The following is a 26886-nucleotide window of genomic DNA, read 5'->3' as shown; positions in this document are numbered from 1 at the left end:
GGTAATATGTATAATTTGTATAGTTGTCTATATCAATAGACAAATTTAGCAGAGAGGAAGTTGGCGATGCGAGGACAGGAAGCCCGCGATCAGGCCGAGCGCAAGGCCGCCATGGCGACGCTGGCGCAATCGAGCGGCGACGACATCGTCCGGCTCTGGAACGAGTCTGGCCTGCCTTCGCAAGCCGAACTTCTGCGCGGTCCCGAGACGGGCCTTGTCACGCTTCGTGGCCGCATCGGCGGCGGCGGCGCGCCCTTCAATGTCGGCGAGGCGACCGTCACGCGTGCCACTGTCCGGCTGTCATCCGGGCAGGTCGGCCATTGTTACGCGCTTGGCCGCGACAAGCAGAAGGCGAAGCTGGGAGCAATAGCCGACGCGCTCTGGCAGGACCCTGCCCGCCGCACCGAGGTCGAGACCAGGCTGATCGCGCCTTTGCGGTCGGCGCTTGCCGCTGCCCAGGAAAAACGCCGCGCCGAGACGGCGGCAACGAAGGTGGATTTCTTCACCATGGTTCGCGGAGAAGATTGATGGATATCGCTGCGCAATCGATCGAGGGCGGTTTCGCCGATCCGGTCTTCAACGCTCAGACCGTGTTTCGGGCCGTCATGGATGCCATGGCGCGGCCGGGCAGTGTCCACCCCTTGCCACCCCTGGCCCGCCCGCCGGCTCCGCTCTCGGCGACGTCGGGCGCCGTAGCACTGGCGCTATGCGACAACGACACGCCGCTCTGGCTCGACCCGGCCCTGCATGCCTCCGCCGCGATCGGGTCTTGGCTTGGTTTCCACACCGGCGCGCCGCTGGCCAACACGCCGGCCGACGCGCATTTCGCATTTGTTGCCACGCCGGCCGAGATGATGACGCTCGACGGTTTTTCGCAGGGCACGCAGGATTATCCCGACCGATCGACGACGCTGATCCTGCAGGTCGGCGACCTCGTTTCAGGCACTCCGTTACTGCTGGAAGGCCCGGGCATTGAAACCAGCGCCACGATCGCGCCGGCACGGATGCCGCGCCATTTCGTCGAGCAGTGGAAGCAGAATATCAGGCGCTTTCCGCGCGGCGTCGACATCATCCTCGCCACATCGGACGGCATAGCCTGCCTGCCGCGCACGACGCGCATCAAGACGATGGAGGTGTAAAATGTATGTCGCGGTAAAAGGCGGCGAGGCCGCCATTGCCAACGCCCACAGCCTGCTCGCCGATCGCCGGCGCGGCGACCGCTCGGTGCCCGCACTTCGCCTCGACCAGATCGTCGAACAGCTGGCGCTCGGCGTCGACAGGGTGATGAGCGAAGGCTCGCTCTATGACCGTGAACTGGCCGCACTCGCCATCGTCCAGGCACGCGGCGACATGATCGAGGCGATCTTCCTGGTGCGCGCCTACCGCACAACGCTGCCGCGCTTCGGCTACAGCAAGCCGATCGACACCGGCTGCATGCTGGTCGAACGGCGCGTCTCGGCGACCTACAAGGATCTGCCAGGCGGCCAGTTGCTCGGTCCGACCTTCGACTACACGCATCGGTTGCTCGACCCTGAACTTGCCGCTGGGGCCGATGTCGCCGATCCCTTGCAGCGCGAGACGGAAGCGCAGCCAATGCCGCGCGTCTCGGCGATCCTCGCCCGTGAAGGCCTGATCGAGCCCGATGGCCAGATGCCGCAGGACCATGTGCCCGGCGACATCACCCGCGAGCCGCTGGAATTCCCGATGGCGCGCGACATCCGCCTGCAGGCACTGTCGCGCGGCGACGAGGGTTTTCTGCTGGCGCTCGGCTATTCCACCCAGCGCGGCTATGCCCGCAACCATCCCTTCGTCGGCGAAATCCGCATCGGCGAGGTCGAACTGGAACTCGACGTTCCCGAACTGCCCTTCGCCGTGCCGCTCGGCACGGTGCGCGTCACCGAATGCCAGATGGTCAACCAGTTCAAGGGCTCGGCCAAGGCGCCGCCGCAATTCACCCGCGGCTACGGCCTCGTCTTCGGCCAGAGCGAACGCAAGGCGATGGCCATGGCACTCTGCGACCGGGCCCTGCGCGCCGCGGAGCTCGGCGAGGATATCGTCGCCGCCGCCCAGGACGAGGAGTTCGTCATCTCGCACTCCGACAATGTCCAGGCCACCGGCTTCGTCGAGCACCTGAAGCTGCCGCACTACGTCGACTTCCAGGCCGAACTCGATCTCGTACGTCGCATGCGCGCCGAGTACGAAGCACGCGAAAATCCAGCGAAGGCGGAAGAAAAAAAGGAGGCAGCGGAATGACTGCGCAACCGACAGACATCGCCACCTACAACTTCGCCTATCTCGACGAGCAGACCAAGCGGATGATACGCCGCGCGATCCTCAAGGGCATCGCCATTCCGGGCTACCAGGTGCCGTTCGCCTCGCGCGAAATGCCGATGCCCTATGGCTGGGGCACTGGCGGCGTGCAGGTCACCGCGTCGATTATCGGCCCCGACGATGTGCTCAAGGTCATCGACCAGGGCGCCGATGACACCACCAATGCCGTGTCGATCCGCGCCTTCTTCAAGAAAGTCGCTAACGTCGCGGTCACCACCGATACCGCCACCGCCACCATCATCCAGACCCGTCACCGCATCCCCGAACATCCACTCACGGCGGGCCAGGTGCTGGTCTACCAGGTGCCCATCCCCGAACCGCTGCGCTTCCTCGAGCCGCGCGAGACCGAAACGCGGAAAATGCATGCGCTGGAAGAATACGGCCTCATGCATGTGAAGCTCTATGAGGACATCGCCAAGCACGGCCGCATCGCCACCACCTATGCCTATCCGGTCAAGATCGAGGGCCGCTATGTGATGGACCCGTCGCCGACACCGAAATTCGACAATCCCAAGATGCACCGCTCGCCGGCCCTGCAGCTGTTCGGCGCCGGCCGCGAAAAGCGCATCTACGCCGTGCCGCCCTTCACCGATGTGGTGAGCCTCGACTTCGAGGATCATCCGTTCGAGGTGCAGACTTTCGATCAGCCCTGTGCGCTGTGCGCGGCCGAGAATGTCTATCTCGACGAGGTCATCCTCGACGACCATGGCGGCCACATGTTCGTCTGCTCCGACACCGATTATTGCGAGAAGCGGCGCGCCGACGGCCATCGCGGCCACCTTGCCCCCGAAACCGATCTTGCCGCAGGAAACATGGAGCCGGCGCAATGACCGACGAACCGCTGCTGCGCGTCTCGGCGCTCTCCAAGTTCTATGGCTCGCGGGTCGGCTGCGACAATGTCTCCTTCGACCTGTGGCCGGGCGAGGTTCTGGCGGTCGTCGGTGAGTCCGGCTCCGGCAAGACGACGCTGCTCAACTGCCTGTCGACGCGGCTGCTGCCTTCCTCCGGCACAGCCAGCTACCGCATGCGCGACGGCCAGTTCCGCGAGCTCTACCGCATGAGCGAGGCCGAGCGCCGCTTCCTGATGCGCACCGACTGGGGCTTTGTCCATCAGAACCCAGCCGACGGCCTGCGCATGACGGTCTCGGCCGGCGCCAATGTCGGCGAACGGCTGATGGCGGTCGGCGACCGCCACTACGGCAAGATCCGCGCTACCGCGGTCGACTGGCTGTCGCGCGTCGAGATCGAGGAAGACCGCATCGACGACGAACCGCGCGCCTTTTCCGGCGGCATGCGTCAGCGGCTGCAGATCGCCCGCAATCTCGTCACCGGGCCACGGCTGGTGTTCATGGATGAGCCGACCGGCGGCCTCGATGTCTCGGTGCAGGCCCGCCTGCTTGATCTCTTGCGCGGCCTGGTCACGGACCTCGGCCTTGCCGCGATCGTCGTCACCCACGACCTCGCCGTGGCGCGACTGCTGTCGCAGCGCATGATGGTGATGAAGGACGGCCGCGTCGTCGAAAGCGGCCTCACCGACCGCGTCCTCGACGACCCGCGCGCGCCCTACACGCAATTGCTCGTTTCCTCGATTTTGCAGGTGTGATGATGGCGCGTGTCCCGCCGACCGACGACAATCGGAGAACCTTCTGATGCCGACCCCACTCGTTGTTTCCGACGTTGCCAAAAGCTTCACCATGCATCTGCGCGACGGCATCAAACTCCCTGTCGTCGCGGGTGTCTCGTTCTCGATCAAGGCGGGCGAATGCACCGTGCTCGGTGGTCCGTCCGGCGCCGGCAAGAGTTCGATCCTGAAGATGCTCTACGGCAACTACGCCGTCGACGAAGGCCAGATCATCGTCAGGCACGAGGACGGACTGATCGACCTCGCCCATGCCAGCCCGCGCACCGTGCTTGCCGTACGCCGGCAAACGATCGGCTATGTCAGCCAGTTCCTGCGCACCGTGCCGCGTGTCTCGGCTCTCGACGTCGTCGCTGAGCCACTGGTTGAACGCGGTGAGGAGCGCGAGGCAGCCCGAGCCAAGGCACGCGCGTTGCTGGCCCAGCTCAACCTGCCGGAAAAACTCTGGATGCTGCCACCGGCAACCTTCTCGGGCGGCGAGCAGCAGCGTGTCAACATCGCGCGAGGCTTCATCACCGAGCACCCCATCCTGCTGCTCGACGAGCCGACCGCATCGCTCGATGCGACGAACCGCGACGTGGTGATCGAACTCATCGCCGCCAAAAAGGCGGCGGGCGTCGCCCTGCTCGGCATCTTCCACGATCACGATGTGCGCGAGGCGGTGGCCGACCGCATCATCGACGTCACCGCCTTCGCTCCGGGAAAAATCGCCGCATGACCAGGAAGCTATCGGAGACGCCGCTGGTCCACCCGACGGCGGAGGTGCACAACTCGACACTCGGCCGCTGGACCGAGATCGCCGACCGCAGCCGGGTTTCGGAAAGCGAGATCGGCGACTATTCCTACATGATGCAGGACTGCGCGGTCTGGTGCGCGACGATCGGCAAATTTGCCAACATCGCCGCCAGCGTGCGCCTCAATGCCACCAACCACCCGACCTGGCGGCCGACGCTGCACCACTTCACCTACCGCGCCTCCGACTATTGGGACGATGCCGAGCATGAGAGCGAATTCTTCGCCGAGCGCCGCGCCAAGCGCGTCACCATCGGCCACGACACCTGGCTCGGCCACGGCTCGACCGTCCTGCCCGGCGTCACCGTCGGCGACGGCGCCGCCGTTGGCGCCGGCGCCGTCGTCTCGAAGGACGTCGCGCCCTACACGATCGTCGCCGGCGTACCGGCAAAACCGATCCGCGAGCGCTTCGACCGCCGCACCGCCGCGCGCTACCAGGCGCTTGCCTGGTGGGATTGGGATCACGCAAGGCTGCGCGCCGCGCTCGATGATTTTCGGGAGCTGACGGCCGAAGCGTTTTTGGAGAAATACGAGGAACGTGCATCGGGCAAAGAGGCATAGCCCTCGCATCATCGTCATATCGCCGGCTTGTTCATACCCTTGACACAGGACTCGGACAGGACGCGATCTCCTTCAAGGAGATCGCCATGCTCGACACCCTCAGACCCTCGCTCGCCGGATTCTTTGCCGGCTCCAATCCGGCGTTGCCGGCGCATCTCGGCACGCGCTACGACGCGTCAGGCAACTTCCTCCTCGAGCCGGGCAACACCGTCGTCAGCCATCTGGTCAGCGGCTCGCCTTCGGAAGCGGTGGTGTTAGCTGTCCGCGAGAAGATGCTGGCAATGCCTGATGCCGACCGCCTCGCCTTCATGCCCGTTTCCAGCCTGCACATGACCCTTTTCCAGGGCATAATCGAATATCGCCGTCGCCTGCCCTTCTGGCCGCGGGACGTGCCGCTCGACACCAGCATCGACGCCATGACCCGCCTCTATCTGGAGCGCCTGAAGGGGTTCCAGGGCTTCGGGCCTTTCAACATCAAGGTGGCCGAGGTCCTGCCGACCGGCCTCACCGTTGCCGGCGTGACCGACGAGGATGCGCGCATCATGCGTGCCTGGCGCGATGCGCTCGCGGTGCCGTTCGGCTACCGGCATCCCGACCACGACACCTACGTCTTCCACATCACCTTCGCCTATCAGATCCAGCGCTTTGATGATGATAGGGCCGCCGCGTGGCAGGCGCTGTTTGACGATTGCCTGGCACTTTTCGCGCGCCAGGCGCCGGTGATCGAGATCAAGGCTCCCGCCTTCTGCGCATTCCGCGACATGAAGCATTTCGAGGAATTGCTGGTGCTCGGCTGATCGCCCGCAAGGCGCCAGTCGCCGCGCCTGTGGAGCGTAACAAAACTGACATCATCGCGACACGGCAGGTTCATGTGGTTGCGTTAGGCGAGTGCCTGACGATCAATATGGACCGGACTGGAACCAGCCCATGTCAGCAAACTCTGCCACGCTCGAAATCCGCGGCGTCAGCCGACGATTTGGCAAGAACACCGCCGTCAGCGACGTCAGCATCTCGATCCCGCAAGGGCAGATGGTCGGCGTCATCGGTCGTTCGGGTGCAGGCAAATCCACTCTTCTTCGCATGATCAACCGTCTTGTCGACCCCAGCCAGGGGTCGATTTTTTTTGACGGCGCAGAGGTTTCCAGGCTGCGCGGGTCGCCGCTGCGGCGCTGGCAGCGCGACTGCGCCATGATCTTCCAGCAGTTCAACCTGGTGCCGCGCCTCGACGTGCTGACCAACGTGCTGCTCGGCAAATTGAACCACCGTTCGACCCTGTCCAATCTTCTGGGCATGTTTTCGCGCGCCGAGTGCGCGGAGGCGGTCGCCGCGCTCGAGCGGCTCGACATCGCCCGCACCGCACTTCAGCCCGCCGGCACGCTGTCGGGCGGCCAGCAGCAGCGCGTCGCCATCGCCCGCGCCATGATGCAGCAGCCCAGGGTGATCCTCGCCGACGAGCCGATCGCCTCGCTCGACCCGCTCAACGCCAAGGTGGTGATGGATTCTCTGCAGGACATCAATCTGCGCGAAGGCATCACCGTTGTCACCAATCTGCATACGCTCGATACCGCCCGCACCTATTGCAACCGCATCATCGGCATGGCCACCGGCAAGGTCGTCTTCGACGGGCCGCCCGAAGAGCTCGACCGCCAAGCCGTGCGTCTTGTCTACGGCGCCGACAGCAATGGCGGCGAGATATCGGAGGTCATCACCTCCACCAGCGTTGCCTTCAAGCAGAAGATCGCCGCATCCGCCGGACCGCTCGAGCCCGCATTCCCGGGATACTGAGCCCAGTAAGGGCCAATAGCGAGCAGCCTGGATCGTCCGTCCGCGTCAAGGGCACTTGTCAAGATCAAGAACGCTGCCGGCGCGGGGCCGGAACTTACAGGAGAGATATCAATGTTCAGGAAGATGGTTTTCGGTGCCGTTTCGGTGCTCGCCATGGCCACCAGCATGGCCCATGCCGCCGACATGAAGGAATTTCGCGTCGGCATTCTCGGCGGTGAAAACGAAACCGACCGGCTGCGCAACTACCAGTGCCTGGCCGATCACCTGAAGGCAGAGTTTGGCTTCGAGAAGGTTTCGCTGTTCCCCGCCGCTGACTATGACGGCGTCATCCAGGGCCTGCTCGGCGGCACGCTCGACTTCGCCGAACTCGGCGCTTCCGGCTACGCCAGCGTCTATCTCAAGGATCCGAAGGCGGTTACCCCGATCCTCACCACCAAGCAGACCGACGGCTCCACCGGCTACTATTCGATCGGGCTGGCGCTGAAGACGTCGGGGATCACCGACATCAAGTCGGCCAAGGGCAAGAAGCTCGGCTATGCCGATCCGGATTCGACCTCCGGCTATCTGATCCCGCTGACCCAGATTCCGAAGACCACCGGCGCCTCGAACGAGACCTACTTCGCTTCGACCCAGTTCAATGGCGGCCACGAAAACAACGTTCTGGCCGTGCGTGACGGTAAGGTAGATGTCGCGGTCGACGATTCCTCGGGCATCGGCGACTTCAAGAACGGCTACACCTCCGGCACCTTCCACAAGGAAGTCGCCAAGGGCGCCGTCGACCCTAACGACTTCGTCGAAGTCTGGCGCTCGGGCCTGATCCCGAACGGCCCGCTTGTCGTGCGCACCGCGATCGGCGACGACATGACCGCCAAGCTGGCGGCCTTCTTCACCGACCTGCCCAAGAAGGACAAGGCTTGCTTCGAAGGCGTCGAAGGCGGCGATTTCACCGGCTACGTTCCGGTGAAGCCGGACTTCTACAGCGTCATCGTAGAAGCCCGTAAGGCAGCCATCGGCGGCTAACGGCGAAATTGCAAAAGGGCGGTACCTCATCAAGTACCGCCCTTTTTGCATCTCCGATCATGACCCTTTCCGTGACAGCCCCCTCCGGCGCCACCCACGAGATGGCCGATGCCTGGCGACGCCAGACGTCGCTGCGCCGGTTCTATACCGTGCTGGGCGTCGGGCTGCTGCTTGCCGCGATGCTTTCCAGCATGTGGTTCGCCGACGAAGCCAACGCCGGGCACTTCTTCGACCGGCTGCCGCATATTCTGGATTTCCTGAGCTGGCTGGTCCCCAAGGACTGGAACGACGTCTGGCGGGCGCTGTTCGACATTGCCTCGCCGCATGATACCGGCACCCAGGAATTCAACTTCCCGCTCGGCCGCGTCTACGTCTGGGACGGTTTCTACATCCCCGAATATGTCGAGCTGATGCTGACCACCGTGAACGTGGCGCTGGTCTCGACCTTCATCGGCTTTGTCTTCGCCGTGCCCTTTTCCTTCATCGCGGCGCGCAACCTGACGCCTCATCCGGCACTGAGGCTGGTGGTCAAGCGCTTCATGGAATTGCTGCGTGCCTTTCCGGAGATCGTCATCGCCGGGCTGTTCGCGGCCATCGTCTCGACCGGTCCGATCGCCGCCATCATCGCCATCGGCCTGCATTCCATCGGCGCACTCGGCAAGCTGTTCTACGAGATCAACGAGAACATCGACATGCGAGCCGAGGAAGGCCTGCGCGCAGTCGGCGCCAACTGGTTCGAGCGGGTTCGCTTTGCCGGCCTGCCGCAGGTGTTGCCCAACTTCATGTCGTACACGCTGCTGCGCGTGGAGATCAACGTCCGCGTCTCGACCATCATCGGCGCCGTTGGCGGCGGCGGCATCGGCGAAGAGCTGAAGCTCTCGATCTCGCGCGGCTTCGGCGCCAAGACGCTGGCACTGGTGCTGCTCCTGTTCACCACCATCTTCATCATCGACCAGTTTTCCGCCTGGCTTCGTCGCAAGCTGGTCGGCGAACAAGCCTTCATGATGGGGGCGTAAATCATGGCGACCATGACCGCTGAGGAGATGCTGTCGATCGAGGCGCGCCACCCGCAGGTGTTCCGGCGCCCGGCATACAAGCGCTTCGGTCCGCTCCTTCTGTTCGTCGGCACTCTCCTCTATCTGATCTATGCCTTGTGGTTCTTCAGCCTGCCGCAGGTGCTGCGGGAATCGCACTGGGAGCGCCTGCCGCTCTTCCTGACACAATGGATCAGCTACGATCTGCAGCCGGAATTCCGTCTCGACCAGCCGGAGATCACGCCCAAATACCCGCGCTTTTCCGCGCTGGGCGACAACCCGAATCCCGACTGGGTGGTCAGGAATCCAGACGGCACCTTCACCGTGCTGATCGACGGGCCGGCAAAATCCGTCACCTTCGACAAGACGCAGGCGACGATCGTCGCCAACGGCCAGACCGTGCCTGTTTCGCTGACCAGCGGCAAGCCGGTGGTCACGGGTGCGGTACCGGACTGGATCACCGCCCATGACGACGAGGTGGTGGCCAAAATGGGCTTCGCTGGCGAGGTGCGCGTCACTGTCGACCGCGTCAAGGTGCGCAAGCGCTTCCTCGGCTGGGCGAACTTCGTCTTCGACACGCGCTCGCCGTTCTTCGGCAAGTCAGCGCGGGAAGTGATCTCGCTGATCATCTCGGGACCAGAGCTGAAACCAGGTACCACCAACCTCGCCCTCGCCGGCGACAACATCTGGAACAACGCCCAGTGGCAGCACGGCGACGTCTGGACGAAGCTGCTGCAGACCATTGTCATGGCCTTCCTTGGCACGCTGCTCGGCGGCATCGTCGCCTTCCCCCTTGCCTTCTTCGCGGCGCGCAACATCACGCCGAACGGCGTGCTCAGCCAGGTGCTCAAGCGCTTCTTCGACTTCATGCGCTCGGTCGACATGCTGATCTGGGCGTTGTTCTTCACCCGCGCCTTCGGCCCCGGCCCGCTGGCGGGAAGTGCAGCGATTTTCTTCACCGAGATCGGCACCCTCGGCAAAGTCTATTCGGAAGGCCTGGAGAACATCGACGACAAGCCGCGCGAAGGCGTGCTCTCGACCGGCGCCAACGGCATCCTGGTGCAGCGCTACGGCGTGATGCCCGAAGTGATCCCGGTCTTCATCAGCCAGACACTCTACCAGTGGGAATCCAACACCCGCGGCGCCACCATCATCGGCGCCGTCGGCGCCGGCGGCATCGGCCTGAAACTGTGGGAAGCGATGCGCACCAATTCCAACTGGGCTAACGTGTTCTACATGGTGCTGCTAATTCTGCTCGTCGTCTTCGTTTTCGACAACATATCCAACTTCCTGCGCCGCCGGCTGAGCCGGACGATCCACGATTACAACAGGATCCAGGCCAGGCAGGGTTAGTGTTGTGACGCAGAAGCGCAAGCATCGTCTCGCCCGGCGCCGAGGGGTCGACCCCCACTCCGTCGAGCTTCGCTCGACACCTCTCCCCCGGTCGACGGGGTAGAGGAAAGGCACCAGACTGTCCGATCCGCGCTTGTCCCCGAAGGCCGAGGCTCTCTTCGTGTCCCGGCCCCACCAGCCCCTTCCTCTCCCTCCGGAGGGGGGAGAGGTGGCTCGGCGAAGCCGAGACGGAGTGGGGGAACCACCTGGCAAGCGACGCGAACACAAATAGAAAATGGACCAGACGTAGGCGCCTAAGCCGCCTTCCTCCACCCGTCCCTGATATGCCTGTACCCATCGCGATAGACGGCTTCCGGCATCTCGGAAAAATCCCTCCACACCTTGGTCGCCGCCGCCAGATCCTTCAGCGAGCGACCGAACGCTTCGATCGTCAGCCAGTCGTCATAGCCGCTCTTGCGAATGGCGGAAAAAGTTTCCTTCCACGGAATGTTGCCACGCCCCGGCACGCCGCGATCGTTCTCCGATATATGGATATGCACGACATTGCCCCGGTGCTTCGTATAGGCGCCGATCGGGTCGGCTTCCTCGATATTGGCGTGGAACGTGTCGTACATCGCCTTGATGTGCGGCCGGTCGATGGCATCGATATGCTCCGACAGGTCGGCCATGGTGTTGAGGAGGTAGCATTCGAAGCGGTTCAGCGCCTCGAGCCCGACGGTGACGTTGCGCTTTCCGGCATGGTCGCCGATGGCACGCTGCGAGGCGATCGAGCGCTTCTTTTCGGCGGCGGTCGGTCCGGACCCGGAAAATCCGCCGAGCGTCGAATGCAGCGGTCCGCTCAGCGTGCGGGCGCCAAGCGCATCGGCGCAATCGATCGCCCATTTCATGTAGTCGACACCGGCCTTGCGTGTTGCCGCATCGGCCGAAATCAGGTTCATCGCCGGATCGCCCATGGCTGACACAGCGGTCCGCTCCAGCCCGATACGGTCGAGCAATTCGCCCAGCTTCCTGTAGTCGTCCGGCGTGCCGGCGAAGATCGGGATTTCGACACCGTCGAAGCCGGTTGCCTTGATGTCTCGAAGCAGCGGCTCGTGCTTCTTCGATACCGCCGTCGTCCACAAGAACATGCACATGCCGATCTTCATCGACGCCCTCCCTTTTTGGCGGCCGGCCGATTGCACCGCCGGTGTTCGCCGCTCCCCTCATCCGGCCGCTTCGCGGCCACCTTCTCCCTGAGAGGGAGAAGAGATATGCGCCAACGCCTCCTCTCCCCCTCGGGGAGAGGCCGGATTGCCCCGAATTGCCTTTCGCAATCCGGTTGGCTATCTGGGTGAGGGCCCTCGTTACTCGGCGCCTCTTACAGCTTGGTCCAGGCCCCGTTCTTCTTCGACGACTTCACGCAGGCCTCGATGAAGGCCATGCCCTCGACGCCGTCCTGGATGGTCGGGAAGACGACATCCTTTGCCGGCTTTCCACCCTTCTTACGTGCCGCGCGGATGGCCCGTGCGGCCTCCTGGTAGATGTTGGCGAAGCCTTCGAGGTAACCCTCGGGATGGCCTGACGGAACGCGGCTGACACGGCCCGCCACCGGCAGCGCACCGGCGCCGTTGCGGGTGATCAGCTGTTTCGGCTGGCCGAAGGGCGTGTACCAGAGATAGTTAGGATCGGCCTGCACCCACTCCAACCCGCCCTTCGAACCGTAGATGCGCAGCTTCAGGCCGTTCTCATGACCGGGCGCCACCTGGCTCGCCCAGATCATGCCCTTGGCCGGATGCGTTTTCCCCGTCGGCTTGAAACGCAGCATGACGTTGACATTGTCGTCGAGCAGCCTGCCCGGCACGAAGGCGTCGAGATCGGCCGACAGGGAGTCGAGTTCGAGCCCGGAGACGAAGCGGGCGAGATTGTAGGCATGGGTGCCGATATCGCCGAGCGCGCCGCCGGCACCCGCCTGCTTGGGGTCTGAACGCCAAGCCGCCTGCTTCTGGCCGGTGGCGGCGAGGTCCTCGGTCAGCCAGTCCTGCGGATATTCCGACTGCACGATGCGGATGTCGCCGAGCACGCCCTTGGCGACCATTTCGCGCGCCTGCCGCACCATCGGATAAGCGGTGTAGTTGTGGGTGAGCACGAACACCTTGCCGGTCTTTTCGACGATCGCCGCAAGCCTTTTCGCCTCGGCCAGGGTCGTTGCCAGCGGCTTGTCGCAGATCACGTGGATGCCTGCTTCCAGGAAGGCCTTGGCCGCCGGCACATGCACGTTGTTGGGAGTGACTATGGCCACCGCCTCGATGCCATCCGAGCGCTTCGCCTCGGCCTTGGCCATTTCGGCGTAGGACGCATAGCTGCGCGAGGGATCGAGCCCGAGTTCGGCGGCCGAGGCTTTCGCACGCGCCGGATCGGCCGACAGGGCGCCGGCGACCAGCACGAAATCATTGTCCATGCGCGCAGCGATCCGGTGCACCGCGCCGATGAATGCGCCCTGCCCGCCGCCGACCATGCCGTAGCGGATCGGGCCGCCTCCCGTTTCCGACTTCGATGCACCAACCATGTTTTTCTCCCTCGTGTGAGATGTCCCTCTCCCCCGAGGGAGAGGGACAGCCGTGTCAAATTCCCATCATGGCGCGCAGCAGCTTCTTGTCCGTGGTGCCGGCGGCGAAATCGTCGAATGCCTTCTCCGTCACCCGGATGATGTGGTGCTGGATGAAGGGCGCCCCCTCGGCCGCACCATCCTCCGGATGCTTCAGGCAGCATTCCCACTCCAGCACCGCCCAGGAATCGTAATTGTACTGCGTCAGCTTGGAGAAGATGCCGCCGAAATCCACTTGCCCATCGCCGAGCGAACGGAAGCGGCCGGCGCGGTTCGTCCAGCTCTGGTAACCAGAGTACACGCCCTGCCGTCCAGTCGGATTGAACTCGGCGTCCTTGACGTGGAACGCCTTGATCCGCTCGTGATAGATGTCGATGAATTCGAGATAATCGAGTTGCTGCAGCAGGAAATGCGAAGGGTCGTAATTGATGTTGCAGCGCTTGTGGCCACCGACCGCGTCGAGGAACATCTCGAAGGTCGCCCCGTCGAACACGTCCTCCGAAGGATGGATTTCGTAGCCGACATCGACACCATTGTCTTCATAGGCGTCGAGGATCGGCTTCCAGCGTTTGCCGAGTTCGCCGAAGGCTTCCTCGATCAGTCCGGCGGGCCGCTGCGGAAAGGGATAGAGGTAAGGGAAAGCCAGCGAGCCGGTGAACGACACCGAGACATTCAGCCCGAGATTGCGCGATGCCTTGGCACCGAACTTCATCTGTTCGACAGCCCATTCTTGTCTCGCCTTCGGGTTGTTGTGCACCGACGGCGGCGCGAACCCATCCATCTGCGCGTCATAGGCCGGATGCACCGCCACCAATTGCCCCTGCAGATGGGTCGACAGTTCGGTGATCTCGACCCCGGCATCAGTGCAGATGCCCTTCACCTCATCGCAATAGGCCTTGGAAGACGCCGCCTTCTTGAGGTCGAACAGGCGCGCGTCCCAGGTCGGGATCTGCACGCCCTTGTAGCCGAGACCGGCGGCCCATTTGGTGATCGACGCCAGCGAATTGAACGGTGCGGCATCGCCCGCGAACTGCGCCAGAAACAGTCCAGGGCCTTTCATTGTCGTCGGCATCGGCATCCTCCTCGTTTGTCACGACCAAGCATAGCGCCTGATGAAAGCAGGGCCAGTCATTTTGGTCTCATCGCGTCGGACGCTCTGCCGACACCGCCATTCTGGTATGACCAAATAAGGCAATCTGGTCAAGCCTTGGAATGCGCCGAAAAGACACTCCGAACGCCCGAAATAACGGCACATATCGCAATGTAATCAACAAATTAATTCACCCTGAAAGTTGCGCCGCCACAGTTGTTGCCGTCTAAAGGAATTTGCTGTAGACCTCATTTCAGGCCCAATTGGTCTAACCAGTTTACAGTAACAGGCTGGGGATGCCTTGGGGAGGAACCCTTGCATCGTCTTCCGGCGATGCATGTCGCAGGCAAACCATACGGACGAATCTGGGAAGGACAGACCATGCATCTTTCGACGCACAACTGGATGCGCGCGGAACCGCTTGAGACGACGCTGAAGCGCATCAAGAAATTCGGCTATGAGTCGATCGAGATTTCCGGCGAGCCCGCGCAGTACAAGACCAAGGAGACGCGGGCGCTGCTGAAGGAGCATGGCATTCGCTGCTGGGGCGCGGTGACCTTGATGCTGGGTGAACGCAACCTCGCCGCCAGGGACCAGGGCCAGCGCGAGCGCTCCGTGCAATACGTCAAGGACGTGCTGACGATGGTCGGCGAACTCGATGGCGAGATCATCACGCTGGTTCCGGCAACCGTCGGCAAGGTGGTCCCGGACGGTACCGAGGAAGAGGAATGGAAGTGGGTGGTCGACGCGACCCGCGAATGTTTCACCCACGCCAAGAAGGTCGGGGTCAAGATCGCCGTCGAACCGCTCAACCGCTTCGAAACCTATCTGTTCAACCGCGGCGCCCAGGCGCTGGCGCTGGCTGACGCGGTCAGCCCCGAATGCGGCGTCTGCCTCGACGCCTACCACATCCACATGGAGGAATTTAACGTCCATGACGCTATCCGCCAGGTCGGAAAGCGCCTGTTCGACTTCCATGTCGCCGACAACAACCGCTTTGCCGCCGGCCTCGGCCAGATCGACTGGCCAAGGATCGTCGCCACCTTGAAGGAAGTCGGCTACGACGGCGCACTGACCAACGAGTTCGTCGCCCCGGTCGACCGCACGCCGGCAGCACCCTATCCCGACATGGTCGAGCGCCATCCGGTCGATATCTCGCCCGAGCAGCTGAAGTTCATCCAGGACCATGGCTCCAGCGTGCTGACCGAGAAATTCTACACCGACCAGATGCGCATCACCGCCGAAACACTGCTGCCGCTGATCAAATAGTCGACTGCCGCTGGGAAATTTGCCCTTCCGCCCCGACCGGCGGCAGGGCTGGGGAAAAATATGCGCATCAAGACAGTCCAGGCCTGGTGGGTCCGCGTGCCGATCGAAGCCGCGAAGCAGCATCGCAGCGACTTCGGCCAGGTGACGACCTTCGACGCCGCCATCCTGCGCGTCGAAACCGATGACGGGCTGGTCGGCTGGGGCGAAGGCAAGAACGCAGCCGGCAGTGCCGGCAGCTACGGCGCACTCGTTCACATGCTGAATCACGAGGTCGGGCCGCAGTTGATCGGCCGCGATCCGGCCGACATCGGAGTCATCTGGGAGATGCTCTACAACGGCGTGCGCCATGAGAGCGCCGCCCGCGCCGGCCACGCCATGCCACAACTGGCGCGGCGTGGCATGAGCGTCGCCGCCATCAGCGCGGTCGACATCGCGCTCTGGGACATACTGGGCAAGTCGCTGGGCCAGCCGGTCTGGCGGCTCCTTGGCGGCCGCAAGGTCGATCGCATGCAGGCCTATGCCTCGGGCGGCTGGGCCTCCGCCGATGCCATCGGGGAACAGCTGAAATCCTATATCGCCAAAGGCGGCTTCAAGGCGTTGAAGATGCGGGTCGGCGCCATGGACGGCGCGGCGCACGTTTCCGCCGCCCGCGTGCGCGCCGCGCGCCAGGCCCTCGGCCCCGACATCGATCTGATGGTCGACGCCCATGGCACCTATACGGTAGCGGAAGCCAAACGCTTCATCCATCTCGTAAACGACCTCGATCTCGCCTGGTTCGAGGAGCCTGTCATCGCCGACGACAAGCTAGGCATGGCCGAAGTGCGCGCCTCCGGCGCCGTTCCGATCGCCACCGGCGAAAGCGAGGCGACACGCTATGCCTTCCGCGATCTCGCCGTTCTCAGGGCCGCCGACATTTTCCAGCCGGACCCGGCCTTCTGCGGCGGCATCAGCGAGGCGATGAAGATCGGGACCATCGCCAGCGCCTTCAATTTGCGCTTTGCGCCGCATCTGTGGGCCGGCGCGCCCTGCTTCTTCGCCGGGCTGCATGTCTGCGCCGCGTCGCCTTCGAGTTTCACAGTCGAGTATTCGCTCGGCGCCAACCCGATGATCCACGATCTGGTCGAAGAGACTGTCGAAGCCAAGGACGGTATGATAGCGATCCCGGAAAAGCCCGGATTGGGATTCACCGTTTCGGAGCGATTCCTGGAGGCGCACGCGCAACGCAATTGACGATGAAAGAAAAGAACCTTCTCGCCGAACTCGCCGCCTATCTGTTCTCCCATTCGGACAAGGAGAGCGGCCGCACGCCGTCGGAACGCGAATTGGCGGAGCATTTCGGCGTCAGCCGCGGCCAGATCCGCGAAGCGCTCGCCATCCTCGAAGCCATGCGCATTGTCGAGCGCCGCGCCAAGTCGGGTATCTACATCGACACCAAGCAGGCCAGCGTCGAGGCGCTGGCGCTGTTCGCACGTGCCGGCCTGCCGCTCGATCCCTTGCAGATCTATGAAACGGTCGAGTTGCGCAAGATCCATGAGATCAAGGCCGCCGAGCTTGCCTGCTCGCGCGCCACCGAGGAGAATTTCGAGCGCCTGCGCGAAATCCTCAAAGTCTCGGAAGACCGCATCGCCGCTGGCGAAGGTCTGGCCAAGGAAGACCGCGAGTTTCACCTCGAGATCGTGCGCGCCACCAAGAACAGCGTCTTCCACAACATCTGCAGCGTCTACTATCTGATGGGCGAGCAGCGCCTGCCGATCTATTTCAACGATCCTGAACGCAGCGTGCGCTCGCATGCCGAGCACGTGCAGATCTACGAGGCGCTGCTGCGCCGCGACGGCAATCTCGCTCAGGCGCTCATGAGCGCCCATCTGCAAGGCGCGGAAAGCTACTGGAAGGGCCTGATCGAGGGCGGCATGGCGGCTTCGCCCGCGGGCGCGGCACTCGAAAAGGCCTGACCGTGACCCAGACCGTGCCAAAGATCCTGTCGACGCATCCGCTGCACCCGCGCGCCACGGCCAAGCTGGCCGGCGCCGGCCAGCTGGTCATCGCTTCGGCGCTCGACCCCGGCACATTGGCGGGGGAGGCCAAGGATGCCGACATCGTCATCGTGCGGGCGCCGCTGCCGCCGGCGCTGTTCGAGGGCGCATGGAAGCTGAGGGCCGCGATCCGCCATGGCGCCGGTCTCGACATGATCCCGATGGAAGCGGCCGCGGCGGCCGGCGTGCTCGTGGCCAACGTGCCGGCGGTCAATGCCCGCTCGGTGGCCGAACATGTCATGTTCACCGCGCTTGCACTGCTGCGGCAGTTCCGCCGGGTCGACCGCGACCTGCGCGCCAAGGGCTGGCTGGCCGGACGCGAGCATGCCAATGCCAACATCGAACTCGCCGGCAAGACCATCGGCATCGTTGGTCTCGGCGCCGTCGGGCAGGCGGTCGGCCACATCGCCGCACACGGCTTCGACCTCAAAGTGGTGGCAACGACACGCAGCATGCAGCCGGCGCCGGAAAAGGTCGGCTTCCTGTCGATCGACGCGCTGGTCGAGCAGAGCGACATCATCGTGCTCTGCTGCCCGCTGACGCCGGAGACGCGCGGCCTGATCAGCCGCGAACGCATCGCCCGCATGAAACCCAACGCACTGCTGATCAACGTGTCGCGCGGGCCGGTCGTCGATGACGACGCGCTGGTTGACGCCCTGCGGGAGCGCCGCATCGGCGGCGCCGCGCTCGACGTTTTCTCGACGCAGCCGCTGCCGCCAAACCACCCCTATTTCGGCTTCGACAACGTCATCGTCACCCCGCATATGGCGGGAATCACCGAGGAATCGATGATGCGCATGGGCGTCGGCGCGGCCGGCGAAGCCCTGCTGGTGCTGGCGGGCAAACTGCCTGTCAATCTGCGCAATCCCGAAGTGGTCGACCACTACCGGCGTCGGTTTCCAGCGCAGATTTAACATCGCCGTTTCGCCCCAATTCTCCGCGACGTTGCGAGCCATGTCCGGTCTTTCGCCTTGCAGTTCTGATTGTCGCAACTTCGTCCATCTGCACCTTGCCGGCATTCGCAGCGGCCGAGAGCAGCTATGTCTATTGCGACAACGGACTACGCTGCTTCAAGGCGCCCTGCCCGTCGAACAGCGCGCTCGACCTTGCCACCGGCGCCATCATCAAGGGCGTGTCGATCGACACCAGCGGATTGCCGCAGGCCGACGAGGCGATAACGGCCCAGTCCGACGTGCTTTATAGCGGAAAGATCGTCGTCAGGGGCTCGATCGAGCACCGCATCCAGACCTTCACCGGCAAGGAATACAGCCTGCCTTGGCTGGTCGCGACCCGCATCGTGCGCACCGCCAAGGACGGCGAACGCAAGCACTGTTCATCGCACTGATCCGTCATCCGTGACTCGCTGCCGATCAACCCCCAGCAGCCTCTCCACCGACACGGCGATCCGCAGCAGATGCCGGTCATGGCCATTGCGCGCCACGAGCATCAGCCCCATTGGCAGCGATGGCCCCGGCATCGGCAACGAGATCGCGCAAAGGTCGAACTGGTTGGCGACCTGGGTGTTGCGCAGCAGCAGGCCTTCGGTGCGATCACGCAACTCAGCATCCTCGGCCATGGAAGCGATGGCCGGCGCCGTCACCGGTGTGGCTGGCAACGCCAGCACGTCAACCGATGCCAGCCGCTCATCCATGGCGGCGGCCAGCGCGTTACGGCGGCGGAGCGCCCTGATATAGACCGGCGTCGGCAGCAGCGCCGCCCGCGACAATGGCCCGCTGACATGCGGGTCGACCGGCACGGATGCGCCTGTCGCCAGCCAGTCGGCATGCACTTCCGCGCCCTCCATCGCCGCGATCGATCCGCGCCTGGTGGCCGCGCGCAGATCCGCGATCATGTCGTCGATCGACAGATCCGTAATGTGTGCGCCAGCCTGTTCGATCTTGCCAAGACAATACTCGAAGGCGGATCCAACCTCGCCTTCCGTGTCGCCGAAAAGAACGCCACGCGGAATGCCGATGCGAAGCCCGGCGAGTGGAATGGCCACCAACTCCTTCGGCGCTTCGCCGGCCATCACCGCGTCGGCGGCGGCGCATTGCGAGACGGTTTGGGCGAGCGGTCCGACCGAGTCCAGGGTACCCGAAAGTGGAAAGGCGCCATGGAGCGGGACGCGCCGTGCAGTCGGCTTGAAACCGACGACGCCGTTGAGCGCCGCCGGAATGCGGATCGAGCCGCCAGTGTCGGAGCCGATCGAGATGTCGCTCGTCCCCTCGCCCACGGACACGCCGGCGCCCGAGGACGACCCGCCTGGAATGCGGCTGGCATCAACGGCGTTGCCTGGCGTGCCGTAATGCATGTTGTCGCCGATCGCGGTGAAGGCGAACTCGGTCATGTTGGTCTTGCCGATGACGACCGCACCGGCTTGCCGAAGCCGGCTGACGATGGCGGCGTCGCGCTGTGCCGGCGCGGCGGTCTTGCGCATCAGCGACCCGGCCGTGGTCGGCTCGCCGGCGACATCGAACAGGTCCTTGATCGAGACAATGGTGCCGTCGAGCGGGCCGAGTGTCACGCCCACTCTTTTGCGGGCATCGCTGGCGTCAGCCGCGACCCGCGCCGCTTCGGCATAGAGCTTCGTGAAGACCTTCTCGTCGGCCGCACGGTTGGCAAGACGTGACAGGATGATTTCGAGGCGGTCGCGGATTGGTTGCATGTTGGTGTCGGACTCCGCCAGGATGGAACGTCTGTAAGGCAAGCAGCCGTTGGGACTGCCGAAGGGATAACCCGGCCAGCGTGCCTTTGCACCTGCCAGCGACAGGAAGATACTGATGCTGTACAAAGGCAGCTGCCATTGCGGCAAGGTTGCGTTCGAGGTGGAGGGCGAACTTAAAGGCGTCGTGCGCTGCAATTGCTCGATCTGCGCCCGCAAGGGTGCGCTGCTATGGGCCGTGCCACACGACAAGCTTACGCTCGTCGCCTGGGGCGATGACCTCGGCCGCTACACATTCGGCGAAACGAAAATAGCGCACCGCTTCTGCCGAACCTGCGGCATCCATCCTTTTGCCGAGGACACCAGCGAAGGCGGCGAACGCAGCGCCTACATCAATATCAATTGCGTCATCGGTCCCGACCCGTCCACCTTGTCGATCTTCGAGTTCGACGGGCGGGCCGTCTAGGCTTCCCATCATCCCCTATCGGTGGCCGTTGCGAGAGACTATTCGGCCTTTGGGCCGCGCAGGAACACCACGATGGCCGCCAGCAGCGTCGCGGCGCCGCAATAGGCAAACGCGCTGCCGACACCGGCATGGTCGACCAGCAGCCCGCCGAAGACGGCGCCCATCGCAATCGCTCCCTGGAAGGTCGCCACCATCAGGCCACCGGCGCTTTCAGCCTGGTCGGGCGCTGCCCGCACCAGCCAGCTCTGCAGCTCTACCGGCACGCTTGGGACCACTGTGGGGCGAAAGGGCCAAAGGCGCTGCCGGAACCTTGCTGAAAGTCCCCGGCAACTGGCGGTGAGGCGACCAAGGTCGAACTGCCACCTGGCTCCTACTGGACCCGGAAGGCCAATGAGATGCATGACGATGCCTGCCTCTCGAAGACGGAAGCGTGATCCTGCTGATCAACGACACGCCTTACGAGACCTACCTGCCGAAATAGTCGCGCCCTATGACGCGTGCCGCAGGCTGACACCACTGCCCTTGTCGAACAGCACCACCTTGTCGGGATTCCAGGCAAAGCGCACCGGTTGCTCGATCGCGACATCGGTCCTGGCCGGCACCGTGGCGCGAAGCGTTGTATCGCCGACCCGCAGCGTCAGGATCTTTTCCACGCCATGGTTCTCGACGTCGTGGACACGCGCCTCGACCGGTGCGCCGCTTTCCAGATAGACATCCTCCGGACGGATGCCGAAGACGAGCGGGCGACCGTCGGTCGCCGCACTCGCCCCAGCCCCCGTAAAAATCTTGGCGGCCCCCGCAAAGGGCAGTTCGAAATTCAATGGCGCCATCACCGCGCGGCCGTTAACCAGCCTGCCGTCGATGAGGTTCATCGGCGGCGAGCCGACGAAGCTCGCCACATAGGTGTCGCGCGGATTGTTGTAGATCTCGTGCGGCGTGCCGGTCTGGATGATGCGGCCATGGTTGAGCACGCCGACCTTGTCGCCCATCGACATCGCCTCGATCTGGTCGTGGGTCACGAACAGGAAGGTGGCGCCAAGCTGTATCTGCAGGTTCTTCAACTCGGTGCGGAGCGCCTCGCGCAATTTGGCGTCGAGCGCCGACAGCGGTTCGTCCATCAGGAACACGCGCGGCTTGCGCACGATGGCACGGCCGATGGAGACGCGCTGCATCTCGCCGCCGGACAGGCGGTCGGTCTTGCGGTCGAGCAGATGCTCGATCCGCAGCGTGCGGGCGGCGCGGTCGACGCGGTCCTTGATCTCGGCATCCGGCAGCCGGCGGATCTTCGGCTTCAGAGGAAATTCGAGGTTTTCGCGCACCGTATAGCGCGGGTAGAGCGAATATTGCTGCAGCACCAGCGCCACGTCGCGCTCGGCCGCGCCCCAGTCGGCGACGTCGACGCCGTCGATGAAGACCTGCCCCTCACTCGGCTTCTCCAAGCCGGCAATCAGCCGCAGCGTCGTCGTCTTGCCGGCGCCCGTCTCGCCGAGCAGGACAAAGAATTCGCCATCGGCGATGTCGAGGTCGAGCCCGGTCAAGGCCGTGTGGTTGCCGAAAGTCTTGGAGATGTTCTTGAGCTGGATATGGGCCATCAGAGCCTCACCTCAAGCGACTTGCCGCTTGCCTTGTCGAAGAAATGCGCCTGGGTCGGATCGATTCGGGCAAACACCTTCTCGCCCGGTCCGGCAACGAAGCCGCTCTTCGTGCGGGCCCGCAGCATTTTCGAGCCAACCTTGAGGTCGACGATGTCGAAGGAGCCGAGCGGTTCGACGATCTGCGTCTCGACGGCCATGAAGCCATCGGCCGCGTCACGACGAATGAGGACGCCTTCCGGCCGGATGCCGAGTGCGAGTTGGCCGCTGGCGTGGCCGTTGAGTTTCGACAGCAGCGCCCGCGGAAACTCGAAGCCGGAAGCCGCTCCACCAACGGTGACCGAGGCCGATGACGTTGTTTCGGCAACCGCCGCGTCGGCGACATTCATCACCGGACTGCCGACGAATTGGGCCACGAACAGATTGGCCGGCCGCGAATAGACCTCGTCGGGCGTTCCCACCTGCTGCAGCACGCCCTCATGCATGATGACGATACGGTCGGCGAGGCTCATCGCCTCGATCTGGTCATGCGTGACATAGATGGTGGTCGAGCCCTGCTTGATATGCAGCCGCTTGATCTCGGCCCGCATCTCCTCGCGCAATTTGGCGTCGAGCGCGCCGATCGGCTCATCCATCAGCATCGCCTTCGGCCGCCGCACCAGCGCCCGGCCGATGGCAACGCGCTGCATGTCACCGCCCGAAAGCGCCGACGGCTTCTTCGCCAGCAGATCCGTTATCTGCAGCGTCTTGGCAACCGAGCGCACTTCCTGGTCGATCTCGCTTTTGCTCTTGCGCGTGGCACGGAGCGGAAAGGCGATGTTCTCATAGACGCTCATATGCGGGTAGAGCGAGAATGACTGGAACACCATGGCGATGTCGCGGTCGGCGGCTTTCAGATGCTGGACCGGCTTGCCGTCGATGAGGATGTCGCCCTCGTCGATGGTTTCCAGTCCGGCGATGGCGCGCAACGTCGTCGTCTTGCCGCAACCGGACTGGCCGAGCAGGACGATGAACTCATTGTCCGCGATCTTGAGGTTGAGGTCCTTGATGACCTGGACGGCACCAAAGAATTTCTGAACGCCGCGAAGCTCGATCTGGGTCAATGCTGTGCTCCCGGATTTCGCGCGTCCCCGGCATGACCGGTGCCGGCCTGTTCCTCGGGTGCGATCTTCGAGGTGATGTTGAAGCCGATCAGCCCGATCAGGATGATGGTCAGGCCGTAGGTGTGCAGGGTCATATTCCAGGGCTGGCAGAGGGCCACGATGCCGAGCACCATGAGTATCTGCGAACCCGGTTCCAGATATTTCTGATTGATGGCGCGAAAGCTCATTTGCGGATCGCTCCGAAGGACATGCCGCGCAGCAGATGGTTGCGGAGCAGGAAGGTGAAGATGGCGACCGGCAGCAGGAACAGGAAGGTGCCGGCGGCTATCACCGTCCAGTCCGGCAGGCCCGAGCCGACCTGGCTCGGGATGAACGGCGGCGCCGTCTGGGCGCGGCGGTTGGTCATGATCAGCGCGAAGGCGTATTCGTTCCACGCCGTGATGAAGCAGAAGACGGCGGTGGCGGCGATACCGGTGGCGGCCTCCGGCAGCACGATCTTGAAGAAGGCTTCCATGCGTGTATAGCCGTCCACCAGTGCCGCCTCCTCATATTCCTTCGGGATTTCATCCATGAAACCCTTCATCAGCCACACCGAGAAGGACAGGTTGAAGGCGGTGTAGAGAATGATCAGCCCGACGTGGGTATCGTTGAGGCCGACCGCGCGGTACATCAGGAACATCGGGATCGCGACCACCACCGGTGGCAGCATGCGTGTCGACAGGATGAAGAAGAGCAGGTCCGCCTCCCCCTTTACCCTGAAGCGCGAGAAGCCATACGCGGTGAACGTGCCCATGCCGACGGCCAGCACCGTCGAGGTGATGGCGATGATCAGCGAGTTCAGGAAGCGGCTCGGATAGCCCGACCACTGCACCTGGCCCTTGCCGTCGCGCACGATCTTTTCGCCACCGTCGAAGACGACGCGCTCCCACCATGGGGCCGCCGCGTACTCTTCCGGCGACGGCGGACTGCGCAATTGAGAGCGCTTGGTGAACAGCTTCACGAACGGCGATATCTCTGGCTGGAAGACGACGGTCGGCGGAATGGTGGTGGCGAGATTGCGCGGCTTGAACGCCGTCGAGGCGATCCAGTAGATCGGCGCCAGGAAGATGATCGTCACCAGCAGCACGGCGACTATGGCGACGCGGTTGAAGGTGATTTCGGAAGAAGTGCGGACGGCGGCCATCTCAGCGCTCCTTCACCTTGTTGAGATATTTGACGTAGATGTTGGTGATCGCCAGCACCATGATCAGCACGATATAGGCCATCGCGCAGGAGCGCCCGGTCTGCCATTCCTGGAACGCCATCTTGTAGAGCCGGATCGAGATCAGCTCCGCCGTCGGCTGGCTGGTCAGGATGTAGGCGAGATCGAAGGTCTTGAAGGCTTCCATGGTGCGGAAGATGACGGCGATCATCAGGATCGGCGCGACCAGCGGCAGGGTGATGCGGAAGAATGTGTAGAACGGCCCGGCGCGGTCGATCGCGGCGGCCTCATAGAGATGCTTCGGCACCGCCGACAGCCCGGCCAGCGACAGCAGCATGACGAAGGGCGACCACATCCAGATGTCGGTCAGCGCAACGGCGTAGAGCGCCATCTTGGGGTCGGCCAGCCACTCGAAATTGCCGAGCCCGAGCGCATAGTTGATAACCCCCCATGACGGGTCGTAAAGCAGTTTCCAGAACAGCCCGACCACCGCCATCGACAGCATCATCGGCAGCAGCAGCAGCGTGGTGATAAGACCCTTGAGCGGAATGTCCCGGTTGAGCAGCATCGCCACGCCGAAGCCGACAAGCAGCTGTCCGACGACCGAGACAATCACGTATTTCGCCGTGATGGCGAAGTTCGACCAGACATAGGGGTCGTTGAGCAGGTCGCGATAATTCTGCAGCCCGACGAAATTCGCAGGCGCATTGGTCGACGCGCGGAAGTCGGTGAAGGAATAGCCGAGCGAATAGATCAGCGGGAAAATGTTGAAGACGATCAGGAACAGAACCGTCGGGATGATGAAGAGATTGCGGATGGAGATATCGCTTAGGCCGCGTGCCGCGGCGCGCGAGGATCTGTCGAGGGTGGTGATCATCGTGGTCGCCAAGACCCTGCTCCCGGTTCAAGAAAAAGAAACGGAGGAGGCGACATCGCCCCCTCCGCGGGACATGAAGGATTATTGGACGCGGCCGTATTTCTTGAAGGTCGCGTTCCAGTCTCCAGCCAATGCGTCCAGCGTTTCCTTGGCGGTGCCGCTGCCGCCGATCATGTAGGGGTAGACGCGCTGGTTGAGCTGCTGCAGCAGTTCTGCGTATTCCGGCACCGCCCAGAAGTCCTTCACCTTGAACATGGTCTCGTAGAAGGCCTTGTTGTAGGGCGTGGCGTTCTGGAACTCAGGCGACTTGAGCACCGCCTGGCTGCAGGTATAGCCGCCAAGGGCCGCCCACTTCTTCTGGGTCTCGTCCTTGATGAACCATTCGAGGAACTTCATCGCCTCGTCCTGCTTCTTCGAGTACGAGATGACGGAGATGCCTTGCCCGCCGAGCGCGGCGAACTGGTCGCCATTTGGGCCGGGAGGATTGGCGAAGAAGCCGGTGTTCCTGGCATTCGGGTTCGACGCCTCGTTGATCAGCGAGGGGAAGAACGCGAAGAAGTTCATGCTCATCGCGGCCAGGTTTTCCGTGATTGCCTGGTTGTCCTCGACGAAGAACGATTTGGCCCAGCCCGGAGGCGTGAACTTGTAGAGCTCCTTGTAGGCATCGAGCGCGGCCACTGCCTTGTCGGAGTTGATGTGACCGTCGACCTTGTAGGTCGTGTAGTCGCCCAGCTCACCGCCATAGGAGAACAGCGCGTTCTCGAAGCCCATCGCCATCGCGTCGTAGGAATTGTCGGTGTAGATGGCGATGCCGTATCTCTTCTGATCCGGCCGGTGGAAGAACTCGGCGATGTCGCGCAGCGCCTTGAAATCCTTCGGCACGTCGAGGTCGTAGCCGTATTTGGCCTTGAAGGCTTCCTTTTCCTTGGGATCCTCGAACCAATCCTTGCGATAGGACCAGCCGACGGCGTCGCCCTCAAGCGGGATCGCCCAGTATTTGCCGCTGTTGCCGGGATACTCGGCATAATATTTCACCGTCGCCGGTGCCATGACGTTGCCGAGATCATGCTTCTTGAAGAAGTCGGTCAGGTCGACGTAGTGGCCGCCGGTGGAGCCGGCGCCGAGCCACTGCGAGTCGCCGACGACCAGGTCATAGGCGTCGCCATGGGCGTTGAACTCGGTAAATGCCTTGGTCTGGAAGTCGGACCAGGGCGTGGTCTCCACCGTGATCTTGACGCCGGTTTCCTTCTCGTACTCGTTGCCGAGTTCCTGCAGGTAATTGGCCGGATCCCATTCCGCCCAGAAAATGGTGAGCGACTTTTCCTGCGCGTAGACGGACGTTCCGCAGGCAAGCGTTAAGCCGATACCAGCAAGCATGCTGGTCACTAACTTGCGCATAATGATTTCCTCCCTTGTGCGCATTCTACCTTGTCGTACGAGCCAGCGACGGAGCCGGCCCTGGTAGTTCCTCCCGTGGTCGCGCTTTTCCGAATT

General features: G+C 63.5%; 28 protein-coding genes and 2 pseudogenes. 19 read left to right on the top strand and 11 right to left on the bottom strand.

Going from position 1 to position 26886, the window contains the following annotated elements; translation table 11 throughout:
- Nucleotides 1-66: 66 nt before the first annotated feature.
- The 12 genes from phnG (at nucleotide 67) to phnE (FJW04_RS06870) (ending at nucleotide 10515) form a co-directional block, all read left to right on the top strand.
- Complete coding sequence (gene phnG / locus FJW04_RS06925) at nucleotides 67-528, top strand: phosphonate C-P lyase system protein PhnG (RefSeq protein WP_140713171.1); 462 nt, start codon at nucleotides 67-69, stop codon at nucleotides 526-528.
- Complete coding sequence (gene phnH, locus FJW04_RS06920) at nucleotides 528-1139, top strand: phosphonate C-P lyase system protein PhnH (RefSeq protein WP_140713170.1); 612 nt, start codon at nucleotides 528-530, stop codon at nucleotides 1137-1139. The genes phnG and phnH overlap by 1 nt, the downstream gene beginning before the upstream one ends.
- 1 nt (nucleotide 1140) lies before the next feature.
- Nucleotides 1141-2253 (top strand): carbon-phosphorus lyase complex subunit PhnI, encoded by a 1113-nt coding sequence (locus FJW04_RS06915; protein ID WP_140713169.1) that lies wholly within the window; start codon nucleotides 1141-1143, stop codon nucleotides 2251-2253.
- Nucleotides 2250-3161 (top strand): alpha-D-ribose 1-methylphosphonate 5-phosphate C-P-lyase PhnJ, encoded by a 912-nt coding sequence (locus tag FJW04_RS06910; RefSeq protein ID WP_015315655.1) that lies wholly within the window; start codon nucleotides 2250-2252, stop codon nucleotides 3159-3161. The genes FJW04_RS06915 and FJW04_RS06910 overlap by 4 nt, the downstream gene beginning before the upstream one ends.
- Nucleotides 3158-3934, top strand: coding sequence for a phosphonate C-P lyase system protein PhnK (gene phnK, locus FJW04_RS06905; RefSeq protein WP_015315654.1), 777 nt, complete (start codon nucleotides 3158-3160; stop codon nucleotides 3932-3934). Before FJW04_RS06910 ends, phnK begins: the two co-directional genes overlap by 4 nt.
- A gap of 46 nt (nucleotides 3935-3980) precedes the next feature.
- Nucleotides 3981-4688 carry a phosphonate C-P lyase system protein PhnL gene (phnL, locus tag FJW04_RS06900; protein WP_015315653.1) on the top strand — a complete coding sequence of 236 codons (708 nt, stop codon included), beginning with the start codon at nucleotides 3981-3983 and terminating at the stop codon, nucleotides 4686-4688.
- The gene (locus tag FJW04_RS06895; RefSeq protein WP_140713168.1) at nucleotides 4685-5323 is read left to right on the top strand and encodes a DapH/DapD/GlmU-related protein; all 639 of its coding nucleotides are present in this window, start codon (nucleotides 4685-4687) and stop codon (nucleotides 5321-5323) included. Before phnL ends, FJW04_RS06895 begins: the two co-directional genes overlap by 4 nt.
- 86 nt (nucleotides 5324-5409) lie before the next feature.
- Nucleotides 5410-6120: a DUF1868 domain-containing protein gene (locus FJW04_RS06890; protein WP_140713167.1), complete on the top strand. Its 711-nt coding sequence runs from the start codon at nucleotides 5410-5412 to the stop codon at nucleotides 6118-6120.
- Nucleotides 6121-6250: 130 nt separating this feature from the next.
- Nucleotides 6251-7108: a phosphonate ABC transporter ATP-binding protein gene (phnC, locus tag FJW04_RS06885; protein ID WP_140618948.1), complete on the top strand. Its 858-nt coding sequence runs from the start codon at nucleotides 6251-6253 to the stop codon at nucleotides 7106-7108.
- 111 nt (nucleotides 7109-7219) lie between these two features.
- A complete protein-coding gene (phnD, locus tag FJW04_RS06880) occupies nucleotides 7220-8128 on the top strand; it encodes a phosphonate ABC transporter substrate-binding protein (RefSeq protein WP_015315649.1) in 909 nt (302 codons plus the stop codon).
- A 59-nt stretch (nucleotides 8129-8187) separates the two neighbouring features.
- Nucleotides 8188-9144 (top strand): phosphonate ABC transporter, permease protein PhnE, encoded by a 957-nt coding sequence (gene phnE, locus FJW04_RS06875; protein WP_140713166.1) that lies wholly within the window; start codon nucleotides 8188-8190, stop codon nucleotides 9142-9144.
- Between the two features lie 3 nt (nucleotides 9145-9147).
- Nucleotides 9148-10515 carry a phosphonate ABC transporter, permease protein PhnE gene (gene phnE / locus FJW04_RS06870; RefSeq protein ID WP_140713165.1) on the top strand — a complete coding sequence of 456 codons (1368 nt, stop codon included), beginning with the start codon at nucleotides 9148-9150 and terminating at the stop codon, nucleotides 10513-10515.
- Between the two features lie 293 nt (nucleotides 10516-10808).
- Here phnE (FJW04_RS06870) and FJW04_RS06865 read toward each other — a convergent pair whose 3' ends face one another.
- The 3 genes from FJW04_RS06865 to FJW04_RS06855 all read right to left on the bottom strand — a co-directional run bounded on the left by FJW04_RS06865 (nucleotide 10809) and on the right by FJW04_RS06855 (nucleotide 14171).
- Nucleotides 10809-11660 (bottom strand): sugar phosphate isomerase/epimerase, encoded by an 852-nt coding sequence (locus FJW04_RS06865; RefSeq protein ID WP_140713164.1) that lies wholly within the window; start codon nucleotides 11658-11660, stop codon nucleotides 10809-10811.
- Between the two features lie 212 nt (nucleotides 11661-11872).
- On the bottom strand, nucleotides 11873-13060 hold the full coding sequence (locus tag FJW04_RS06860) for a Gfo/Idh/MocA family oxidoreductase (protein ID WP_015315645.1): 1188 nt from the start codon (nucleotides 13058-13060) through the stop codon (nucleotides 11873-11875).
- 55 nt (nucleotides 13061-13115) lie between these two features.
- Complete coding sequence (locus tag FJW04_RS06855; RefSeq protein WP_140713162.1) at nucleotides 13116-14171, bottom strand: sugar phosphate isomerase/epimerase; 1056 nt, start codon at nucleotides 14169-14171, stop codon at nucleotides 13116-13118.
- A gap of 399 nt (nucleotides 14172-14570) precedes the next feature.
- On the opposite strand from FJW04_RS06855, the gene FJW04_RS06850 reads away from it, so the two are divergent.
- From FJW04_RS06850 to FJW04_RS06830, 5 genes are all read left to right on the top strand, one after another.
- Nucleotides 14571-15458, top strand: a complete 888-nt coding sequence (locus FJW04_RS06850) for a sugar phosphate isomerase/epimerase (RefSeq protein WP_015315643.1) — start codon at nucleotides 14571-14573, stop codon at nucleotides 15456-15458.
- A 60-nt stretch (nucleotides 15459-15518) separates the two neighbouring features.
- Entirely contained in the window at nucleotides 15519-16688 is a 1170-nt protein-coding gene (locus FJW04_RS06845; RefSeq protein WP_140713160.1) for a mandelate racemase/muconate lactonizing enzyme family protein, read from the top strand.
- 2 nt (nucleotides 16689-16690) lie between these two features.
- Complete coding sequence (locus FJW04_RS06840) at nucleotides 16691-17410, top strand: FadR/GntR family transcriptional regulator (RefSeq protein ID WP_140713158.1); 720 nt, start codon at nucleotides 16691-16693, stop codon at nucleotides 17408-17410.
- Nucleotides 17411-17424: 14 nt separating this feature from the next.
- Nucleotides 17425-18405, top strand: coding sequence for a hydroxyacid dehydrogenase (locus tag FJW04_RS06835; protein ID WP_140713302.1), 981 nt, complete (start codon nucleotides 17425-17427; stop codon nucleotides 18403-18405).
- Between the two features lie 95 nt (nucleotides 18406-18500).
- The gene (locus FJW04_RS06830) at nucleotides 18501-18836 is read left to right on the top strand and encodes a hypothetical protein (RefSeq protein WP_246673748.1); all 336 of its coding nucleotides are present in this window, start codon (nucleotides 18501-18503) and stop codon (nucleotides 18834-18836) included.
- Here the strand turns inward: FJW04_RS06830 and FJW04_RS06825 are convergent.
- Complete coding sequence (locus FJW04_RS06825) at nucleotides 18825-20156, bottom strand: amidase (RefSeq protein WP_140713300.1); 1332 nt, start codon at nucleotides 20154-20156, stop codon at nucleotides 18825-18827. The genes FJW04_RS06830 and FJW04_RS06825 overlap by 12 nt on opposite strands.
- A 115-nt stretch (nucleotides 20157-20271) precedes the next feature.
- On the opposite strand from FJW04_RS06825, the gene FJW04_RS06820 reads away from it, so the two are divergent.
- Complete coding sequence (locus FJW04_RS06820) at nucleotides 20272-20619, top strand: GFA family protein (protein ID WP_140713154.1); 348 nt, start codon at nucleotides 20272-20274, stop codon at nucleotides 20617-20619.
- Nucleotides 20620-20657: 38 nt separating this feature from the next.
- On the opposite strand, the pseudogene FJW04_RS06815 reads toward FJW04_RS06820, so the two are convergent.
- Nucleotides 20658-20885: pseudogene (locus FJW04_RS06815) on the bottom strand (MFS transporter); the annotation flags it as partial.
- Here FJW04_RS06815 and FJW04_RS30225 point away from each other — a divergent pair.
- Nucleotides 20876-21100, top strand: a pseudogene (locus tag FJW04_RS30225) (hypothetical protein); the annotation flags it as partial. The pseudogenes FJW04_RS06815 and FJW04_RS30225 sit on opposite strands and share 10 nt — an antisense overlap.
- 7 nt (nucleotides 21101-21107) lie before the next feature.
- Here FJW04_RS30225 and FJW04_RS06805 read toward each other — a convergent pair.
- From FJW04_RS06805 to FJW04_RS06780, 6 genes are all read right to left on the bottom strand, one after another.
- Entirely contained in the window at nucleotides 21108-22211 is a 1104-nt protein-coding gene (locus FJW04_RS06805; RefSeq protein ID WP_015315636.1) for an ABC transporter ATP-binding protein, read from the bottom strand.
- Nucleotides 22211-23314 (bottom strand): ABC transporter ATP-binding protein, encoded by a 1104-nt coding sequence (locus tag FJW04_RS06800; RefSeq protein ID WP_140618969.1) that lies wholly within the window; start codon nucleotides 23312-23314, stop codon nucleotides 22211-22213. The genes FJW04_RS06805 and FJW04_RS06800 overlap by 1 nt, the downstream gene beginning before the upstream one ends.
- The gene (locus tag FJW04_RS06795; protein ID WP_015315634.1) at nucleotides 23311-23541 is read right to left on the bottom strand and encodes a hypothetical protein; all 231 of its coding nucleotides are present in this window, start codon (nucleotides 23539-23541) and stop codon (nucleotides 23311-23313) included. Before FJW04_RS06795 ends, FJW04_RS06800 begins: the two co-directional genes overlap by 4 nt.
- Nucleotides 23538-24497, bottom strand: coding sequence for a carbohydrate ABC transporter permease (locus FJW04_RS06790; protein WP_140618971.1), 960 nt, complete (start codon nucleotides 24495-24497; stop codon nucleotides 23538-23540). The genes FJW04_RS06795 and FJW04_RS06790 overlap by 4 nt, the downstream gene beginning before the upstream one ends.
- 1 nt (nucleotide 24498) lies before the next feature.
- The gene (locus FJW04_RS06785; protein WP_015315632.1) at nucleotides 24499-25404 is read right to left on the bottom strand and encodes a sugar ABC transporter permease; all 906 of its coding nucleotides are present in this window, start codon (nucleotides 25402-25404) and stop codon (nucleotides 24499-24501) included.
- Nucleotides 25405-25473: 69 nt separating this feature from the next.
- A complete protein-coding gene (locus FJW04_RS06780) occupies nucleotides 25474-26790 on the bottom strand; it encodes an ABC transporter substrate-binding protein (RefSeq protein WP_140713152.1) in 1317 nt (438 codons plus the stop codon).
- Nucleotides 26791-26886 lie beyond the last annotated feature (96 nt).

This window comes from Mesorhizobium sp. B2-7-3 (genome assembly GCF_006440715.1).
GTDB classification, from domain to species: domain Bacteria; phylum Pseudomonadota; class Alphaproteobacteria; order Rhizobiales; family Rhizobiaceae; genus Mesorhizobium; species Mesorhizobium australicum.
The sequence above is the reverse complement of the archived record's forward strand: the minus strand, read 5'-3'. Positions and strand labels throughout refer to the sequence as shown.

Excerpts from the sequence above, each read along its gene's own strand:
- phnK (WP_015315654.1), top strand. The coding sequence starts at position 3,158 with ATGACCGACGAACCGCTGCTGCGCGTCTCGGCGCTCTCCAAGTTCTAT.
- FJW04_RS06825 (WP_140713300.1), bottom strand. The coding sequence starts at position 20,156 with ATGCAACCAATCCGCGACCGCCTCGAAATCATCCTGTCACGTCTTGCC.
- FJW04_RS06895 (WP_140713168.1), top strand. The coding sequence starts at position 4,685 with ATGACCAGGAAGCTATCGGAGACGCCGCTGGTCCACCCGACGGCGGAG.
- phnE (WP_140713165.1), top strand. The coding sequence starts at position 9,148 with ATGGCGACCATGACCGCTGAGGAGATGCTGTCGATCGAGGCGCGCCAC.
- phnC (WP_140618948.1), top strand. The coding sequence starts at position 6,251 with ATGTCAGCAAACTCTGCCACGCTCGAAATCCGCGGCGTCAGCCGACGA.
- FJW04_RS06855 (WP_140713162.1), bottom strand. The coding sequence starts at position 14,171 with ATGCCGACGACAATGAAAGGCCCTGGACTGTTTCTGGCGCAGTTCGCG.
- FJW04_RS06865 (WP_140713164.1), bottom strand. The coding sequence starts at position 11,660 with ATGAAGATCGGCATGTGCATGTTCTTGTGGACGACGGCGGTATCGAAG.
- FJW04_RS06805 (WP_015315636.1), bottom strand. The coding sequence starts at position 22,211 with ATGGCCCATATCCAGCTCAAGAACATCTCCAAGACTTTCGGCAACCAC.
- FJW04_RS06910 (WP_015315655.1), top strand. The coding sequence starts at position 2,250 with ATGACTGCGCAACCGACAGACATCGCCACCTACAACTTCGCCTATCTC.
- phnL (WP_015315653.1), top strand. The coding sequence starts at position 3,981 with ATGCCGACCCCACTCGTTGTTTCCGACGTTGCCAAAAGCTTCACCATG.
- FJW04_RS06840 (WP_140713158.1), top strand. The coding sequence starts at position 16,691 with ATGAAAGAAAAGAACCTTCTCGCCGAACTCGCCGCCTATCTGTTCTCC.
- FJW04_RS06915 (WP_140713169.1), top strand. The coding sequence starts at position 1,141 with ATGTATGTCGCGGTAAAAGGCGGCGAGGCCGCCATTGCCAACGCCCAC.
- FJW04_RS06845 (WP_140713160.1), top strand. The coding sequence starts at position 15,519 with ATGCGCATCAAGACAGTCCAGGCCTGGTGGGTCCGCGTGCCGATCGAA.
- phnH (WP_140713170.1), top strand. The coding sequence starts at position 528 with ATGGATATCGCTGCGCAATCGATCGAGGGCGGTTTCGCCGATCCGGTC.
- FJW04_RS06790 (WP_140618971.1), bottom strand. The coding sequence starts at position 24,497 with ATGGCCGCCGTCCGCACTTCTTCCGAAATCACCTTCAACCGCGTCGCC.
- phnD (WP_015315649.1), top strand. The coding sequence starts at position 7,220 with ATGTTCAGGAAGATGGTTTTCGGTGCCGTTTCGGTGCTCGCCATGGCC.
- phnG (WP_140713171.1), top strand. The coding sequence starts at position 67 with ATGCGAGGACAGGAAGCCCGCGATCAGGCCGAGCGCAAGGCCGCCATG.
- FJW04_RS06890 (WP_140713167.1), top strand. The coding sequence starts at position 5,410 with ATGCTCGACACCCTCAGACCCTCGCTCGCCGGATTCTTTGCCGGCTCC.
- FJW04_RS06820 (WP_140713154.1), top strand. The coding sequence starts at position 20,272 with ATGCTGTACAAAGGCAGCTGCCATTGCGGCAAGGTTGCGTTCGAGGTG.
- FJW04_RS06795 (WP_015315634.1), bottom strand. The coding sequence starts at position 23,541 with ATGAGCTTTCGCGCCATCAATCAGAAATATCTGGAACCGGGTTCGCAG.
- FJW04_RS06860 (WP_015315645.1), bottom strand. The coding sequence starts at position 13,060 with ATGGTTGGTGCATCGAAGTCGGAAACGGGAGGCGGCCCGATCCGCTAC.
- FJW04_RS06850 (WP_015315643.1), top strand. The coding sequence starts at position 14,571 with ATGCATCTTTCGACGCACAACTGGATGCGCGCGGAACCGCTTGAGACG.
- phnE (WP_140713166.1), top strand. The coding sequence starts at position 8,188 with ATGACCCTTTCCGTGACAGCCCCCTCCGGCGCCACCCACGAGATGGCC.
- FJW04_RS06780 (WP_140713152.1), bottom strand. The coding sequence starts at position 26,790 with ATGCGCAAGTTAGTGACCAGCATGCTTGCTGGTATCGGCTTAACGCTT.